This is a genomic window from Kosakonia sp. H7A (genome assembly GCF_003028445.1).
GTDB classification, from domain to species: domain Bacteria; phylum Pseudomonadota; class Gammaproteobacteria; order Enterobacterales; family Enterobacteriaceae; genus Kosakonia; species Kosakonia radicincitans.
This window is the reverse complement of record NZ_PYTZ01000003.1, coordinates 45,816-61,412: the sequence shown is the minus strand read 5'-3', so window position 1 is coordinate 61,412 and position 15,597 is coordinate 45,816. Positions and strand designations below refer to the sequence as shown.

At 53.9% G+C, this 15,597-nt stretch carries 15 protein-coding genes; 6 read left to right on the top strand and 9 right to left on the bottom strand.

Annotation, left to right across the window (positions count from 1 at the left end):
• The first annotated feature begins 163 nt into the window (after positions 1–163).
• Entirely contained in the window at positions 164–931 is a 768-nt protein-coding gene (locus tag CWM66_RS13190; protein ID WP_072440492.1) for a GntR family transcriptional regulator, read from the top strand.
• On the opposite strand, the gene CWM66_RS13185 is transcribed toward CWM66_RS13190, so the two are convergent.
• Positions 878–2,539, bottom strand: a complete 1,662-nt coding sequence (locus CWM66_RS13185; protein WP_007369408.1) for a putative transporter — start codon at positions 2,537–2,539, stop codon at positions 878–880. The genes CWM66_RS13190 and CWM66_RS13185 overlap by 54 nt on opposite strands.
• A 276-nt stretch (positions 2,540–2,815) precedes the next feature.
• Here CWM66_RS13185 and oxlT point away from each other — a divergent pair, with 276 nt between their 5' ends.
• A complete protein-coding gene (oxlT, locus tag CWM66_RS13180) occupies positions 2,816–4,078 on the top strand; it encodes an oxalate/formate MFS antiporter (protein ID WP_071921729.1) in 1,263 nt (420 codons plus the stop codon).
• Between the two features lie 42 nt (positions 4,079–4,120).
• Here the strand turns inward: oxlT and ibpB are convergent, their stop codons facing one another.
• Together ibpB and ibpA are read right to left on the bottom strand one after the other, a co-directional pair.
• Positions 4,121–4,549, bottom strand: a complete 429-nt coding sequence (ibpB, locus tag CWM66_RS13175; RefSeq protein WP_071921730.1) for a small heat shock chaperone IbpB — start codon at positions 4,547–4,549, stop codon at positions 4,121–4,123.
• Between the two features lie 111 nt (positions 4,550–4,660).
• The gene (gene ibpA / locus CWM66_RS13170) at positions 4,661–5,074 is read right to left on the bottom strand and encodes a small heat shock chaperone IbpA (protein ID WP_007369404.1); all 414 of its coding nucleotides are present in this window, start codon (positions 5,072–5,074) and stop codon (positions 4,661–4,663) included.
• A 311-nt stretch (positions 5,075–5,385) separates the two neighbouring features.
• Between ibpA and CWM66_RS13165 the strand changes: the two genes are divergently transcribed.
• On the top strand, positions 5,386–5,715 hold the full coding sequence (locus CWM66_RS13165) for a YceK/YidQ family lipoprotein (RefSeq protein WP_007369403.1): 330 nt from the start codon (positions 5,386–5,388) through the stop codon (positions 5,713–5,715).
• 1 nt (position 5,716) lies between these two features.
• Here the strand turns inward: CWM66_RS13165 and CWM66_RS13160 are convergent, their stop codons facing one another.
• The 6 genes from CWM66_RS13160 to dnaA all read right to left on the bottom strand — a co-directional run bounded on the left by CWM66_RS13160 (position 5,717) and on the right by dnaA (position 14,253).
• Positions 5,717–6,943 (bottom strand): DUF3748 domain-containing protein, encoded by a 1,227-nt coding sequence (locus tag CWM66_RS13160; protein WP_007369402.1) that lies wholly within the window; start codon positions 6,941–6,943, stop codon positions 5,717–5,719.
• A 115-nt stretch (positions 6,944–7,058) separates the two neighbouring features.
• Positions 7,059–7,871 (bottom strand): sugar-phosphatase, encoded by an 813-nt coding sequence (gene yidA, locus CWM66_RS13155; RefSeq protein ID WP_007369401.1) that lies wholly within the window; start codon positions 7,869–7,871, stop codon positions 7,059–7,061.
• Between the two features lie 222 nt (positions 7,872–8,093).
• Positions 8,094–10,508: a DNA topoisomerase (ATP-hydrolyzing) subunit B gene (gyrB, locus tag CWM66_RS13145; RefSeq protein WP_007369400.1), complete on the bottom strand. Its 2,415-nt coding sequence runs from the start codon at positions 10,506–10,508 to the stop codon at positions 8,094–8,096.
• 28 nt (positions 10,509–10,536) lie between these two features.
• Positions 10,537–11,610: a DNA replication/repair protein RecF gene (gene recF / locus CWM66_RS13140; RefSeq protein WP_007369399.1), complete on the bottom strand. Its 1,074-nt coding sequence runs from the start codon at positions 11,608–11,610 to the stop codon at positions 10,537–10,539.
• 140 nt (positions 11,611–11,750) lie between these two features.
• Complete coding sequence (dnaN, locus tag CWM66_RS13135; protein WP_007369398.1) at positions 11,751–12,851, bottom strand: DNA polymerase III subunit beta; 1,101 nt, start codon at positions 12,849–12,851, stop codon at positions 11,751–11,753.
• 4 nt (positions 12,852–12,855) lie between these two features.
• Complete coding sequence (dnaA, locus tag CWM66_RS13130; protein ID WP_007369397.1) at positions 12,856–14,253, bottom strand: chromosomal replication initiator protein DnaA; 1,398 nt, start codon at positions 14,251–14,253, stop codon at positions 12,856–12,858.
• Between the two features lie 604 nt (positions 14,254–14,857).
• Here dnaA and rpmH point away from each other — a divergent pair.
• Genes rpmH through yidD form a run of 3 tightly spaced genes read left to right on the top strand, consistent with a single transcriptional unit; the run spans position 14,858 to position 15,595 of the window.
• Complete coding sequence (gene rpmH, locus CWM66_RS13120; protein WP_000831330.1) at positions 14,858–14,998, top strand: 50S ribosomal protein L34; 141 nt, start codon at positions 14,858–14,860, stop codon at positions 14,996–14,998.
• Positions 14,999–15,014: 16 nt separating this feature from the next.
• Complete coding sequence (gene rnpA / locus CWM66_RS13115; RefSeq protein WP_035886831.1) at positions 15,015–15,374, top strand: ribonuclease P protein component; 360 nt, start codon at positions 15,015–15,017, stop codon at positions 15,372–15,374.
• Complete coding sequence (gene yidD / locus CWM66_RS13110; protein WP_071531959.1) at positions 15,338–15,595, top strand: membrane protein insertion efficiency factor YidD; 258 nt, start codon at positions 15,338–15,340, stop codon at positions 15,593–15,595. Before rnpA ends, yidD begins: the two co-directional genes overlap by 37 nt.
• Positions 15,596–15,597: the final 2 nt, after the last annotated feature.

The following is a 15,597-nucleotide window of genomic DNA, read 5'->3' as shown; positions in this document are numbered from 1 at the left end:
CTGTGAGCAGCATAAGAAGTCGCCGCCGCGCCAACATGGCGCGCCGCTGCGATTCGTGATCGCTTTCATGGTTTTATTTCACGTGCTCAGGTCTACTTTTCAGGCAAAAAATGGACATATTCAGAGGCAATGTTCCCGCTGACGGGGGCAGAGAGGTCTACAGGTGATCTACAAATCTATTGCTGAGCGATTACGCCTGCGGCTCAATTCATCGGATTACAATATCGGCAGCCCGTTACCGGGCGAAAAGGCGCTGGCGCTGGAGTTTGGCGTGGCGCGAATGACGATTCGCAAGGCGGTTGATCTGCTGGTGGGCTGGGGATTAGTGGTACGCCGTCACGGCAGCGGGACATTTGTCGCACGCAAAGACGTTCATCATGAAACCACCAATCTGACTGGGCTGGTAGAAGTGCTGCGCCGACAGGGCAAAGAGGTGCAGAGCCAGGTTTTGCAGTTCGAAGTGATGCCGGCCCCGCCAGCCATTGCCAGCCAGTTGCGCATACAAATTAACGAACGGATCTACTTCTCACGGAGGGTTCGCTACGTAGAGGGAAAGCCACTGATGCTGGAAGACAGCTATATGCCGGTGAAACTATTCCGTTCGCTGTCACTGGGGCATCTGGAGGGGTCGAAATTCGATTATATCGAGAAGGAGTGCGGAATCACCATCAGCGGTAACTACGAGAGCCTGACGCCGGTGCTGGCCGATAAACAGGTGGCCAGCTTGCTGAACGTGGCGGAACAAACGCCGCTGCTGCGTATTACTTCACTCTCCTACAGCGACAGCGGCGAATTTCTTAACTACTCAGTGATGTTCCGCAACACCAGCGAGTATCAGGTGGATTACCACCTGCGCCGTGTTCATGCCGGAACGCCATTAACCCATCCCCCAGAACAGTACCGCCAGAAGCTGTGGGGTGATAATACGTAAAAACATCACCAGCGGATAAACCGTCGCATACGAGAGTGCCGCCGCGCCACTGGTGGCATGCAGGCCGTTGGCAAACGCCAGCGCCGGCGGATCGGTCATCGACCCGGCCAGCATGCCGCAGAGGGTCAGATAGTTCATCTTCGCCAGCATTCGCGCCAGTAAACCGACGGTGATCAGCGGAATGGCGGTGATAAGAATGCCATAACACATCCATTTCAACCCATCGCCCTGGGTCAGCGTGGCAATAAAATCACCGCCCGATTTCAGCCCCACCACCGACAAGAACAGCACAATGCCCAGTTCGCGCAGCGCCAGGTTCGCACTGGGCGGCATAAACCAGTACAACTTGCCGATCGTACCAATTCGCCCAAGAATCAACGCCATAATCAGCGGCCCGCCCGCGAGACCCAGCTTCAGCGCTGCCGGAAACCCTGGTATATACAACGGCAACGATCCCAGCAGAACGCCAAGCCCAATACCAATAAACACCGGCAGCATTTGTACCTGCTGCAACTTGTGCTGGGCATTGCCGACTTCGTTAGTCACCGCTTCGATTGCCGCCGGACGCCCGACAAGATTAAGGATATCGCCGAATTGCAGGCTGGCATCGCTGCTGGCTACCAGCTCCACACCGGCGCGGTTCAGGCGGGAAATCACGACGTCGTAGCGCTCCTTGAAGTGCAGATCGCGGATTTTTTTCCCCAGCACTTTTTCGTTGGTTACCACCACGCGTTCGACACGCAAATCCGTGCCGCGCGTCGACAAAGAGGTATCAACTTCTTTGCCTATCACCAACTGCGCGTTATGCAGATCCTTCGGAAGCCCCACCAGATGCAACAAATCTCCGGACTGAATCAGCGTGCCCGGCGAGGGCACCATCAGTAAATCATTCCGTTTGAGACGCGAGCAGATGATTTTATCGCTGTTAAGAATGGGAACGTCCTGAATCGCCATATTGTTGAGATTCGGGTTTTCCACGCGGATATTGATGGTGCGGATCAGTGAAGTGCCATTGCTTAGCGTTGCGTCGTGCTGTCGCGCCTCTTCATCGACATTAACGCGAAACAACACGCGTAGCAGCCACATACTGAGCAAAATACCGCAAATACCAAACGGATACGCCATGGCGTAGCTCATCCCCATCTGGTCGAGCTGCGGGCCAGGAATGCCTAAATCACGCAGGATCTGCTGCCCTGCGCCAAGCGCTGGCGTATTGGTGACCGCACCGGAAAAAATCCCCAGCACCACCGGCAGTGGAATAGCAAAAAGTTTATACAGAATGGTGGTGACAAGACCGCCGAGAACAACGATTAAAACAGCGAACAGATTCAGGCGCAGGCCAGAAACGCGTAAAGAAGCGAAGAACCCCGGGCCCACCTGGATGCCGATGGTATAAACAAACAGGATCAGGCCAAATTCCTGCACAAAAAGCAGTATCTGACCGCTTATAGTGATACCCAGTTTATCTAAAAGGTGGCCGACAATTATCCCGCCAAACAGCACACCGCCAATACCGAAACCCACACCGCGGATCTTCACATTGCCGATCCACAATCCGACAACGGCCACCAGCGCCAGTACGCTTACCGTTAAGGCAATATCACTCATGATCTTTTCCCTGTACATGATGACTGCAAGGAGTTTGGCAGAACCCGTAATAGCTGTATAGGTTACCCCTTACACAGTGTATGGAATTTATTTGCCTCAGAATGTGGCGAAGATTGCACCAGCAGAAAACCGTTGCCCTGAACAAAAGCACACCCTTTTACCGACACGGGCGGAAAAAACCGTGCGCCTGCTAAGCATTCCGGGAATGTCAGACACAACAATAGGTTATGGCATGGTTAATGCAAAAGCCCACTTTTGTTAAAAACAGGGGGCGGCATGACAAATACAACACTGACTCACGTAGTGGTTACCAGCCAGAAAAAGTGGACCCAGTTAGCGCTGGGCTTGCTGTGTATGATCTCCATCTCCAGCCCGCAATATGTCTGGGCGCTGTTTACGCGCCCTTTTATGGCAAAGCTGAACGTTCCGCTGGCGGAAATTCAGCTCACCTTTTCCCTGTTGATCATTTTGCAAACCTTCTTCTCACCTTTTCAGGGGCGATTGATCGATAAGTTCGGCCCGCGCAGGTTAATTGCCATTGGTACTGTGCTGAGCGGCGTAAGCTGGATGCTGACCTCAACCATCAGTAGCCTGAGCGAACTTTATCTCTATTACGGCGTGCTGGGCGGCCTTGGCACCGGGATTGTTTACATCGGCGTGGTGGGTCTGATGGTGCGCTGGTTCCCGGAAAAACGCGGATTTGCCACAGGGATGGTGGCGGCGGGCTATGGCATGGGCGCGATTCTGACCACCTTTCCGGTCACACAATCGCTGGCCGCGAAGGGGCTGGAAAACACGCTCTGGCAGTTCGGGCTGGTCATGGCGGTCATTGGTTTTATTGCCAGCCAGGGGCTACGCGCGCCGCAAACACTCAACACGCAGGAGAGCAACAGTAGCCTGGCGATGAGTGCTAAAAGTTTTTCTCCAGGAGAGATGCTACGCAAGCCGTTGTTCTGGCTGATGTTTGTGATGATGACCATGATGTCCACCTCCGGGCTGATGGTCACTTCACAGATGGCGATTTTCGCCGAAGATTTCGGTATTACCGCAGTGACCGTAATGGGCGTGGCGGCGCTGCCGCTGGCGATGACCATCGACCGCTTTATGAACGGGCTGACGCGCCCGGTGTGCGGCTATATTTCTGACCGCATCGGTCGCGAAAATATGATGTTTATCGCTTTTGGCCTGGAAGGCTGTGCGATGGCGTTGTGGTTGTTGTGCAAAGACGATCCGCTGCTGTTTGTTTTGCTCTCCGGGGTGGTTTTTTTCGGCTGGGGCGAGATTTTTTCACTTTTCCCCGCCACGCTAACCGATACCTTCGGCACGCAGCATGCGACAGCGAACTACGGCTGGCTCTATATTTCGCAGGGGATTGGTTCCATCTTTGGCGGGCCGCTGGCGGCGCTAATGTATCAGCAAACGGGAAGCTGGAATCTGGTGTTTGGCTGCGCCATCACGCTTGATATTCTCTGCGCGCTGCTGGCCTTTTTCGTGCTCAAACCCTGGCGGCAGCGTTTTTTGCAGCGCGTTCACGCATAAACAATAAAGGCTCCGTATGCGGAGCCTTTTGTTCTGCAACCGTTAGCTATTTAACGCCGGTCGATTGCTGATGGCAATCCGTTGCGGCGCCGCGCTTTCCGGCACGTTACGCAGTAGATCGATATGCAGCAAACCGTTGGCAAAGGTCGCGCCGGAGACTTCCATAAAGTCGGCCAGCGTAAAGCTCAGGCTGAACGGCTGTATCACCAACCCCTGATGCAACCATTTCGGCTCGTTGGCCGGTTTTTCCGGCGTGCCTTTAATGGTCAGGCGGTTATTTTCCAGCTGAATATCCAGCTCTTCCTGGCGGAAACCGGCCAGCGCAAGGGTGATGCGGTAGTGGTTATCGTCGCCTTTCTCAATGTTGTAAGGAGGGAAAGACTGCTGTTCAGTGGTGCTTTGCAGGGCGTTAGCCAGTTTGTCGAAGCCAATCCACTGACGAAAAATCGGGGATAAATCATAGTTACGCATGAGTGTTTCTCCTTCTAAGAAGCGAGTGAATACCTGCGAGCGCAATGGCTCACATATGCCCCCTGTCGGCGAGCATGTCGGGACCGGGCCGCCAGTGGCAACCCGGAACAATTAGTTAATTTCGATGCGACGCGGTTTTTTCTCTTCCGGGATCACGCGTTCCAGATCGATGTAGAGCAGGCCGTTCACCAGGTTGGCACCATTGACATGAATATTTTCCGCCAGCTGGAATTTGCGTTCGAAGTTGCGCTCGGCAATGCCCTGATAGAGGTAAGTACGCTCTTTTTGCTCGTCACTGTGGGAGCCTTTCACCACCAGCAGGTTGTCCTGCGCGGTGATTTCCAGTTCGCTCTCAGCGAAACCGGCCACAGCAATGGCGATGCGGTAGTGGTTTTCATCCACTAATTCAACGTTGTACGGAGGGTAACCGCCATTGCTCTGGTTCTGGTTGTTTTCCAGCAGATTAAACAGACGGTCAAAACCAATAGCCGAACGATAAAGCGGGGAGAGATCGAAATTACGCATACTTAAAAGCTCCTGAAATCAGCGAGATTTTTCCATGCCTTCCACAAGGAACAGGCCATTACCGTAACCCAACACCCTTCCGGCGTGTTTCTTGGTTACATTCCTAAAATATGGCTGACGGGTCTGATTTCAAGGGTGGAATACCGACTTTTTTTTGCACTTTCTGGCGCAATGCATAGACTGGGATCACAGCACAAAAGGACAAAGTGCGAGTACCGCCACAGAGCGGAACCCGAATGCTATCCCTTTCCCAAAAGGGAGGCTATAACCGCCTGAGTAGCATTCAAACTACAAACAACGATGATTAATCGATGATGAAAACAACGCTTATAGTTTCTGTTTTGCTCTACGGAATGATGTTGTCAGGTTGCTCAAGCGTCATGTCGCATACGGGCGGCAAAGAAGGGGTTTATCCTGGAACGCGCGCCAGTTCGGCCATGCTTTCCGATGATGAAACTGGCATTGGCACCAAGTCGCTGGTGGTACTGGATATGCCTTTTACCGCTGTCATGGACACCTTACTGCTGCCGTGGGATCTCTTCCGCAAGGATGATTCCATCAAATCACGGGTTGAAAAGAGCGAACAGGCAAACCTGGCGACCAACTCGGTGATCCCGCCAGCGCCCATGCCTGCTCCCTGATTTACAGTCGGGTTTCCGTCATCCACAGCTGGCGGAAGCCTTCCACCTCTTCCATCCAGGCGATCAGCTTCCCGTCTGGTGAAAACACCACGGCATCGGCAGACGGTGGATTTACGTGATCGGATGTCAAAAAGGTGATGTCACCGCGCCCGGCATCGCATAGCGCAATGCGGTTTTCCAGTACAAATCCCAGCGCCTCGCCGGAGGGATGCCAGTTAAAGGCCGACTGGATACCACCGGCAGTAAAAGTTAACTGGCGCGGTTCACCGCCGTCCGGGCTTATCAACCACAACTGCACAATACCGCGCTCATCACGCATCAAAAACGCAATCTGCGTGGCCTGCGGATTGCTGCGCACCCAGTGGCGCGGCACATTTACTAAGCCAGGATAACGGCGTTGGTGAGTGAATGTCAGACGCTTTTGCACCACGCCTTTTGGCGGCGCGGGCAGAGTTTGTTCGCTGCCCGCCAGCGGCGCATCACCTGCGGTTTTCCAGCCTTGTTCATCGCCAGGCAGCGCGACAATAAACAACTCCGGCACTTTTTCACCGCCTGTCGAAAGCGTATCGCCGATGAACGCCAGCCTGTCGTTGCCAACCCATCCCTCTTCGTAAGCACGATTGATATCGTCGCTGCCCGGCACGGGCGTGGATGTTGTGCGGCTGATCAGTACGCACCAGTGGCTGCCGCCATATTCACGCGGATGTGTGCAGGGCGGCGTTACCGGGCCAAACGGCACCGCAACGCCGACATTACGCAGATCTTTTGCCGGAGAAAGCGCATGCATAACGTGGTCGTTATAGGTAAAGCTGACGTTTTCACCATTCGGGCTGAACACATGCACGTGCGTGCCGCCGCGCAGCGCGCCCGGCGTGTAAGGCGCGGTGATATCCAGCGCATCCAGATTCCGCGTTACGCCCTTTTCCGTAATAACGCCCCGGCGATGGTGAAAATCATACTGCCAGTTGTCGTCAGGGTTTTCCGGGCCATGGATAAAAACATATTTTTCCGCCTGTGGGCTGACCGTCACCACACCAACATGCGCGCCGTCCGTTGCCGTATACAGCACTTCAACCTCACCACTGTGCACATTGACACGCTCAATGGTTTTCCCGGTAAACGATGCGCCGGAGGGGCGAACATCGAAAACCAGCCACTGGCTGTCTGGTGTCCAGCTATGAATATTGGTCAGTTGATGGTGACGCGCAGCGAAGGTGAGTTGTTTCATTAGCGGATAAACCCGGAAGCGGAGTAAGCGCTTCAGAGTAATGGATCCGAGGGGAAATGACTACGATTCGGAAAGCCACAAGCAAGAGCAATGCGCTCCTGCCTGCGAGAATCGCTTAGTTCAGGGCAAATTTCTCGATGGCGTAAGCAACGCCGTCTTCAAGGTTGGATTTGGTGACAAAGTTCGCGATTTCTTTCACCGATGGAATGGCGTTATCCATCGCCACACCCACGCCAGCATATTCGATCATTGCGATGTCGTTTTCCTGATCGCCAATCGCCATGATCTCGTCCTGCTTGATATTCAGCGCCTCGGCAAGGGATTTCACACCGGTGCCTTTATTGACTCGTTTATCCAGTATTTCGAGGTAGTACGGCGCACTTTTCAGCACGGTATACTTCTCTTTCACTTCCTGCGGGATGCGGGCAATAGCCTGATCGAGGATCACCGGGTCATCAATCATCATCACTTTGAGGAACTGCGTTGCGGGATCCATCTTTTCTGCCTCGCAGAACACCAGCGGAATCGTTGCCACGTAAGATTCGTGCACCGTGTAGTAGCTGATGTCCCGGTTTGCGGTGTAAAGCGTATTGCGATCAAGGGCGTGGAAATGAGAACCAACTTCGCGGGAGAGTTTCTCCAGGTAGCGGTAATCATCATAGCTCAACGTCGTTTGCGCTACCGTGCTGCCGTCAATGGCGTTCTGTACCAGTGCGCCGTTGTAGGTGATGCAATAATCACCTTCCCGCTCCATATGCAGCTCTTTCATGTAGCTGTGAACGCCCGCATAGGGTCGGCCCGTGGTCAGCACCACGTTAATACCGCGCTCGCGCGCAGCGGCGATAGCATTTTTAACGGCGGGAGAGATGGTGTGATCCGGCAGCAGCAGCGTGCCGTCCATATCGATTGCAATAAGTTTTATAGCCATGAGATCCCCAGATGAGATTTTTCAGGACCCATGCTAACGCGATTCCGCTCAAAAAACAGCAGCGCGACGGGGTGAAAAGGGGGACAGGAAGGGGAACCGGGATTCCCCTTTTTCGCCATAAAACGGAGGATTCAGCCTCCAGGCCTGATAAGCGCAGCGCCTCAGGCGCTTTTCGCCGGGTGGCTCTGCGTTTACCCGGCCTACAATTCGGCCTGTAAGCCGTTAAATATCGATATTCGCCGCTTTCAGGGCGTTCTCTTCGATAAACGCACGACGCGGCTCAACGGCATCGCCCATCAGTGTGGTGAACAGCTGATCAGCAGCGATGGCGTCTTTCACGGTCACGCGCAGCATACGGCGGCTTTCCGGATCCATGGTCGTTTCCCACAGCTGTTCCGGGTTCATCTCGCCCAGACCTTTATAACGCTGGATAGCGAGACCGCGGCGGGACTCTTTCACCAGCCAGTCCAAAGCCTGCTCAAAGCTGGTGACCGGCTGACGGCGCTCGCCGCGTTCAATAAAGGCATCATCTTCAATCAGGCCGCGCAGTTTTTCACCCAGCGTGCACAGACGACGATATTCGCCACCGGTAACAAACTCGTGATCCAGCGGATAGTCGGTATCGACGCCGTGCGTACGCACGCGAATGATCGGCTCGAAGTGACTCAGCGCACTGTTTTCACGTACATCAAACTTCCACTGGCTGCCGTGCTGTTCGTTCTCATTCAGCTCGGTAACCAGCGCGTTCACCCAACGAGACACTTTCTGTTCGTCGGAAAGATCGGCTTCCGTCAGCGTCGGCTGATACACCAGCGCTTTCAGCAGCGTACGCGGGAAGCGGCGCTCCATTCGACCGATCATTTTCTGTGCAGCGTTATACTCGGCAACCAGTTTTTCCAGCGGCTCTCCGGCCAGAGCTGGTGCGCTGGCGTTGGCGTGCAGCGTTGCGCCGTCCAGCGCAATGGCGATTTGATACTGATCCATCGCATCGTCATCTTTAATGTATTGTTCCTGTTTGCCTTTCTTCACTTTGTACAGCGGCGGCTGAGCGATGTAGACGTGACCACGCTCAACGATTTCCGGCATCTGACGGTAGAAGAAGGTCAACAGCAGCGTACGGATGTGCGAGCCATCGACGTCCGCATCGGTCATGATGATGATGCTGTGATAGCGCAGTTTGTCCGGGTTGTACTCATCGCGGCCAATACCGCAGCCCAGCGCAGTGATAAGCGTCGCCACTTCCTGCGAAGAGAGCATCTTGTCGAAGCGTGCTTTCTCAACGTTGAGGATCTTACCTTTCAGCGGCAGAATCGCCTGGTTCTTACGGTTACGGCCCTGTTTCGCAGAACCGCCCGCCGAGTCCCCTTCCACTAAGTAGAGTTCGGACAGCGCCGGGTCACGCTCCTGGCAATCAGCCAGTTTGCCCGGCAGACCGGCCAGATCCAGCGCGCCTTTACGGCGGGTCATTTCACGGGCTTTACGCGCAGCTTCACGGGCGCGCGCCGCATCAATAATCTTGCCGACCACGATTTTCGCGTCGGACGGGTTTTCCAGCAGGTACTCAGCCAGCAGTTCATTCATCTGCTGTTCAACCGCCGTTTTCACCTCAGAGGAGACCAGTTTATCTTTGGTCTGCGAGGAGAATTTCGGATCCGGCACTTTTACCGAAACCACAGCAATCAGGCCTTCACGGGCATCGTCGCCGGTGGCGCTGACTTTAGCTTTCTTGCTGTAGCCCTCTTTATCCATGTAGGCATTCAGCGTACGGGTCATCGCCGCGCGGAAGCCAGCAAGGTGAGTACCGCCGTCGCGCTGCGGAATGTTGTTGGTAAAGCAGTAGATGTTTTCCTGGAAACCGTCATTCCACTGCAATGCCACTTCCACACCGATACCGTCTTTTTCCGTGGAGAAGTAGAAAATGTTCGGGTGGATCGGCGTTTTATTCTTGTTGAGATATTCAACAAACGCCTTGATGCCGCCTTCGTAGTGGAAATGGTCTTCTTTGCCGTCGCGCTTGTCGCGCAGGCGAATAGAAACGCCGGAGTTGAGGAAGGACAACTCACGCAGGCGTTTCGCCAGAATTTCATATTCGAATTCGGTGACGTTGGTGAAGGTTTCATAGCTTGGCCAGAAACGCACCATCGTACCAGTCGATTCGGTTTCACCGGTGACCGCCAGCGGAGCCTGCGGCACGCCGTGCTCATAAATCTGACGGTGGACTTTGTTGTCGCGCTGGATCACCAACTCCAGTTTCTGCGACAGGGCGTTAACCACGGAAACACCTACGCCATGCAGACCGCCGGAAACTTTATAGGAGTTATCGTCGAACTTACCGCCTGCGTGCAGAACGGTCATGATCACTTCCGCTGCGGAAACGCCCTCTTCCGGGTGAATACCGGTCGGGATACCACGGCCGTCATCCTGTACAGAGACAGAGTTATCGCTGTGGATGGTGACGACAATGTCTTTACAGTACCCTGCGAGCGCTTCGTCGATAGCGTTATCTACCACCTCGAATACCATATGGTGCAGACCGGTGCCGTCATCCGTATCGCCGATATACATACCCGGGCGCTTACGCACCGCATCCAGCCCTTTCAGGACTTTGATACTGGAGGAGTCATAAGAATTCGACATCAACGTTTCTCGCTCATTTTATCTTGGGTTAATCCGTTATTTTACCCTTTTCCACGGTGAACATCTTCGAATTTTTGTCCGACATGTCCATTACGTGCTCGGCGCTGATCGCGCTGACAAAAACCTGTGACTGCGTGGCTTTTAACCGGCTGGCTAACAGGCCGCGCTTCTCGTCATCAAGTTCGGAGGCAAAATCATCTATCAGGTATAAACAGCGTCGTCCGCTTTCACGCGTTAAAAACTCGCCCTGCGCCAGACGCAGCGCGCACATCAGGAGTTTTAACTGCCCGCGAGACAGCGTATCTTCAACCGGCGCACCGTCCGCCCTGATGCGGAAATCCGCTTTATGCGGACCGTGAGCGGTGTAAGTCAGCATGCGGTCGCGCTCAAAATTGCGCTCCAGCACCTCACTGTAATCGGTCTCCTTTTCCCACCCGCGCTGAAACGAAAAAGTGAGGGAGAACTCCGGTAAAAACTGGCGGCAGGTATCAGCCATATCTTCCGCAATGGCGGCACTGTATTCGGCACGCCAGCGGCTTAGCTGTTCCGCCAGCGGGATCAACTCTTTATCCCACGGACGAAGCTGCGCATAGTGGCTCACCTGGCGCAATGCGGCGTTGCGCTGCTTCAGCAGGCGCTTGAGATTGCTCCAGGCGGTAAAAAAACCGCTCTCATTGTGAAAACAACCCCAGTCAAGGAACGCTCTTCGATATTTGGGGCCGCCATTGAGCAAAGTAAACCCCTCAGGGGTGATGAGCTGCATCGGCATCAGCAGAGCCAGTTCAGCCACTTTGTGACCGTCGGTGCCGTCAATGCGCACCTTGCTGTCACCGAGCTTATCTTTGGTCAAACCAATCGAGGTTTCGCGCTCTTCGCCCTGCAATCGCCCATGTAAAACAAACGATTCCTGCTCATGACGAATCACGCGGCCGATTTGCAAACTGCGAAACGCCCGGCCATGACCGAGCGTGTAAATAGCTTCCAGCACGCTGGTTTTACCACTGCCGTTGGCGCCGACGAGGAAATTAAAGCCGGGAGATAATGCGAGATCTGCATTCTCAATATTACGGAAATCTTTGATCAGTAATCGGGTTAGCGACATGATTTACTCATCACCAGGGCGTTATCGTCGCAGTTAGTCTGGTTACGGCCAGCGCACAGCAACCGGAGCGTACTGAAGTACGTGAGGATTGCGAGCACTGCCCGGAGCCAGAATAACAAGTAAGATAGCCCGATACTTTTCTACAAACGCATTGGCATGACGACATAGGCCGCGCTTTGACTGGCCGCATCTTCAATCTGCACGCTGGAAACTGAATCCGTCAGCAGAATACGTACGTTCTCGCACTTCAGCGCATTCAGTACGTCCAGCACATAGCTGACATTAAAGCCGATTTCCATTTCGCTGCCAGCGTAGGTGACGTCGAGAAACTCTTCGGCTTCTTCCTGCTCCGGGTTGTTGGCGGTGATTTTGATCTGGTTCTCACTGACATACAGACGCACACCACGGAACTTCTCGTTGGAGAGGATCGCCGCGCGGGCAAATGCCTGCTTGAGCGAATCGCAGCCAGCTTCCAGCGTTTTGTCAGGATTCTTCGGCAGAACGCGACGATAATCCGGAAAACGGCCATCAACCAGTTTGGAAGTGAAGATGAAATCACCGACGTGCGCACGAATATTGTTGCTGCCAATCTGCACGCGCAGCGGCGTATCGCCACCATCAAGCATACGCATCAACTCAATCACGCCTTTACGCGGCACGATCACCGAATGGTTCGGCAATGATTCGCCAATTGGCATCGAACAGACCGCCAGACGGTGGCCGTCAGTGGCCACGGTACGCAGCTCTTCGCCTTCGGTTTCAAACAGCATGCCGTTTAAGTAGTAACGTACGTCCTGATGCGCCATGGAGAACTGTGTCGCTTCGATCAGGCGCTTCATCGTGGCCTGCGGCAGCGTGAACTCCACTTCGCTTTGCCAGTCGTCCAGATTCGGGAAGTCCGCAGCGGGCAGCGTGGATAGCGAGAAACGGCTGCGCCCGGAACGGATCAGCATACGCTCGCCTTCCAGCTGCACGGCGATTTCCGCCCCTTCCGGCAGACCGCGACAGATGTCGAAGAATTTACGCGCCGGTACCGTGGTTGCGCCCTGTTCATGCGGCTGAACCAGCGCAACGCGCGCCACCATCTCCATTTCAAGATCGGTGCCGGTCAGCGACAGCGCGCCTTCAGTAACCTGAAGCAGCAGATTACCGAGAATAGGCAACGTCGGGCGACCGCCCAATGGGCCGCTAACCTGTTGCAGCGGCTTTAATAAATGTTCACGTTCAACGGTAAATTTCATAGCGTCACGAAGATAATGTTCTGATTAAATTGGAAAAATCTTCTTTGATATCATGGCTTTCTTCACGCAACTGCTCAATCTTACGGCAGGCATGCAGCACGGTAGTATGGTCGCGACCACCAAAAGCATCACCGATTTCCGGCAGGCTATGGTTAGTCAGCTCCTTTGCCAGCGCCATCGCCATCTGGCGCGGACGGGCTACCGAACGGGATCGACGCTTGGAGAGAAGATCCGCAACCTTGATCTTGTAGTACTCGGCCACTGTCTTTTGAATATTATCAATGGTGACCAGTTTTTCCTGTAGCGCCAGCAGATCGCGCAATGCTTCACGGACAAAATCGATGGTGATCGCGCGGCCGGTGAAGTTGGCATTAGCAATCACGCGGTTCAGCGCCCCTTCCAGCTCACGCACGTTCGAGCGCAGGCGCTTGGCAATAAAGAAGGCCACTTCGCCCGGCAGACGAATATCGTTTTCATCTGCTTTTTTCATCAGGATCGCAACGCGGGTTTCCAGTTCCGGCGGCTCGATCGCTACCGTTAAGCCCCAGCCAAAGCGAGATTTTAAACGATCCTCAACGCCATTGATCTCTTTCGGATAGCGATCCGATGTAAGAATGATCTGCTGATTGCCTTCCAGCAACGCGTTAAAGGTGTGGAAAAACTCTTCCTGGGATCGTTCTTTATTGGCAAAGAATTGAATATCGTCAATCAGCAGGGCATCAACGGAGCGGTAGTAGCGTTTAAACTCTTCGATCGCATTGTTTTGCAGGGCTTTTACCATATCCTGGACAAAGCGCTCGGAGTGCATATACACCACTTTGGCATTCGGCTTTCGCGCCACAATGCCGTTACCCACCGCATGCAGCAAGTGCGTTTTACCCAGACCTGTACCGCCATATAAAAACAGCGGGTTATAGGCACCACCGGGGTTATCCGCAACCTGGCGAGCCGCCGCGCGAGCCAGCTGGTTGGATTTACCTTCAACAAAGTTATCAAAGGTATGTTTCACATTAACATTGGAACGATAGGTCGGCTCTGCCGGCGCAGGAACATTGTCCCAGCCAGGACGCGCTGCCGGCGCTGCACGCTGAACGACGACCTGCGCCGCTTGTGCGGGCGCAGCGATTGTCGCAGGTTCTTTCAGCGACTGGCTGACCGGGCGGGAACCCACCTCAAAACGCAGCTGCGGGGCATCCGGGCCGCAGAACTCATTCAGCAGTCCATTGATATTATTAAGATATTTGTCTCTTACCCAATCGAGCACAAAACGGTTTGGCGCGTACAGTGCCAGCGTGTTATCGCTCAGTTCCGCCTGCAACGGGCGTATCCACATACTAAATTCTGTGGCTGGTAACTCATCCTGCAATCGGGCAAGACACTGCTGCCAAAGCGAAAGTGACACGGCGGACTCCACTCGAACGAAAATCGATAAATAAAAAGACAGAAACATTAAAGTTTTTTGACGCACATCGATAAGACCCAACCGGGTGACGTGCGAACCGCTATCTACGGTTTGTGCCCTAAGAACGATCCTGGATCGCGATCGGGACCGCGGATCATAGCGTAAACCGCCGCAGAGATCTTCTGTTTCTCACAGATTCTTTATGATTTATCCACAGGGCAATTCGGAACCGGCTAAGTGTAATCGATCCGCGCAGGCGTGCGGGACGTTTTAGTCCGCATATTGGAAAATTTAATGAGTAATGATGATTTCTTGCTTAAACGATCTAATGAAGATCCTGGAGGATCCTTGCGCTTTGCCGTTTGCCCCGTATAATTCTGCCCCCGGCGCGTCTTGCTCGTTTTCAGGCGTCGAATGCAGCTTATTTTTTGCGCGATTATGTGCGAAAATACGTGCGCTATAAGGAAAGAGAATTGACTCTGGAGTGTACAATTATTACAATCCGGCCTCTTTAATTACCCATGGCTTGCGCGCCTGTCGTTCGATATCCGTTCAGGCATACGCAAAAGTCAGTGAATTTATTCAAGTTTAGGTAGAAACCGCCATGAAACGCACTTTTCAACCGTCTGTACTGAAGCGCAACCGTTCTCACGGCTTCCGTGCTCGTATGGCTACTAAAAATGGTCGCCAGGTTCTGGCTCGTCGTCGCGCTAAAGGCCGCGCACGTCTGACCGTTTCCAAGTAATAAAGCTAACCCCTGAGTGGTTAAGCTCGCTTTTCCCAGGGAGTTACGTTTGTTAACTCCCACTCATTTCACTTTCGTCTTCCAGCAGCCACAACGGGCTGGCACGCCGCAAATCACCATCCTCGGCCGCCTGAATTCGCTGGGGCATCCCCGTATCGGTCTGACCGTCGCCAAGAAAAATGTTAAACGCGCCCATGAACGCAATCGGATTAAACGTCTGACGCGTGAAAGTTTCCGTTTACGCCAGCATGAATTGCCAGCAATGGATTTCGTGGTGGTGGCGAAGAAGGGGGTTGCCGACCTCGATAACCGTGCTCTCTCGGAAGCGTTGGAAAAATTATGGCGCCGCCATTGTCGCCTGGCTCACGGGTCCTGATAGCCCTGATTAGGGTCTATCAACGCCTGATTAGTCCGCTACTTGGGCCGCACTGCCGTTTCACCCCCACCTGTTCGCAATATGGAATTGAGGCATTGCGCAGGTTTGGTATGTTAAAAGGCAGTTGGTTGACAATGAAACGCGTATTAAAATGCCACCCTTTACACCCGGGTGGCGACGATCCCGTCCCGCCAGGACCTTCTAAAACCAGAGAACACTAACG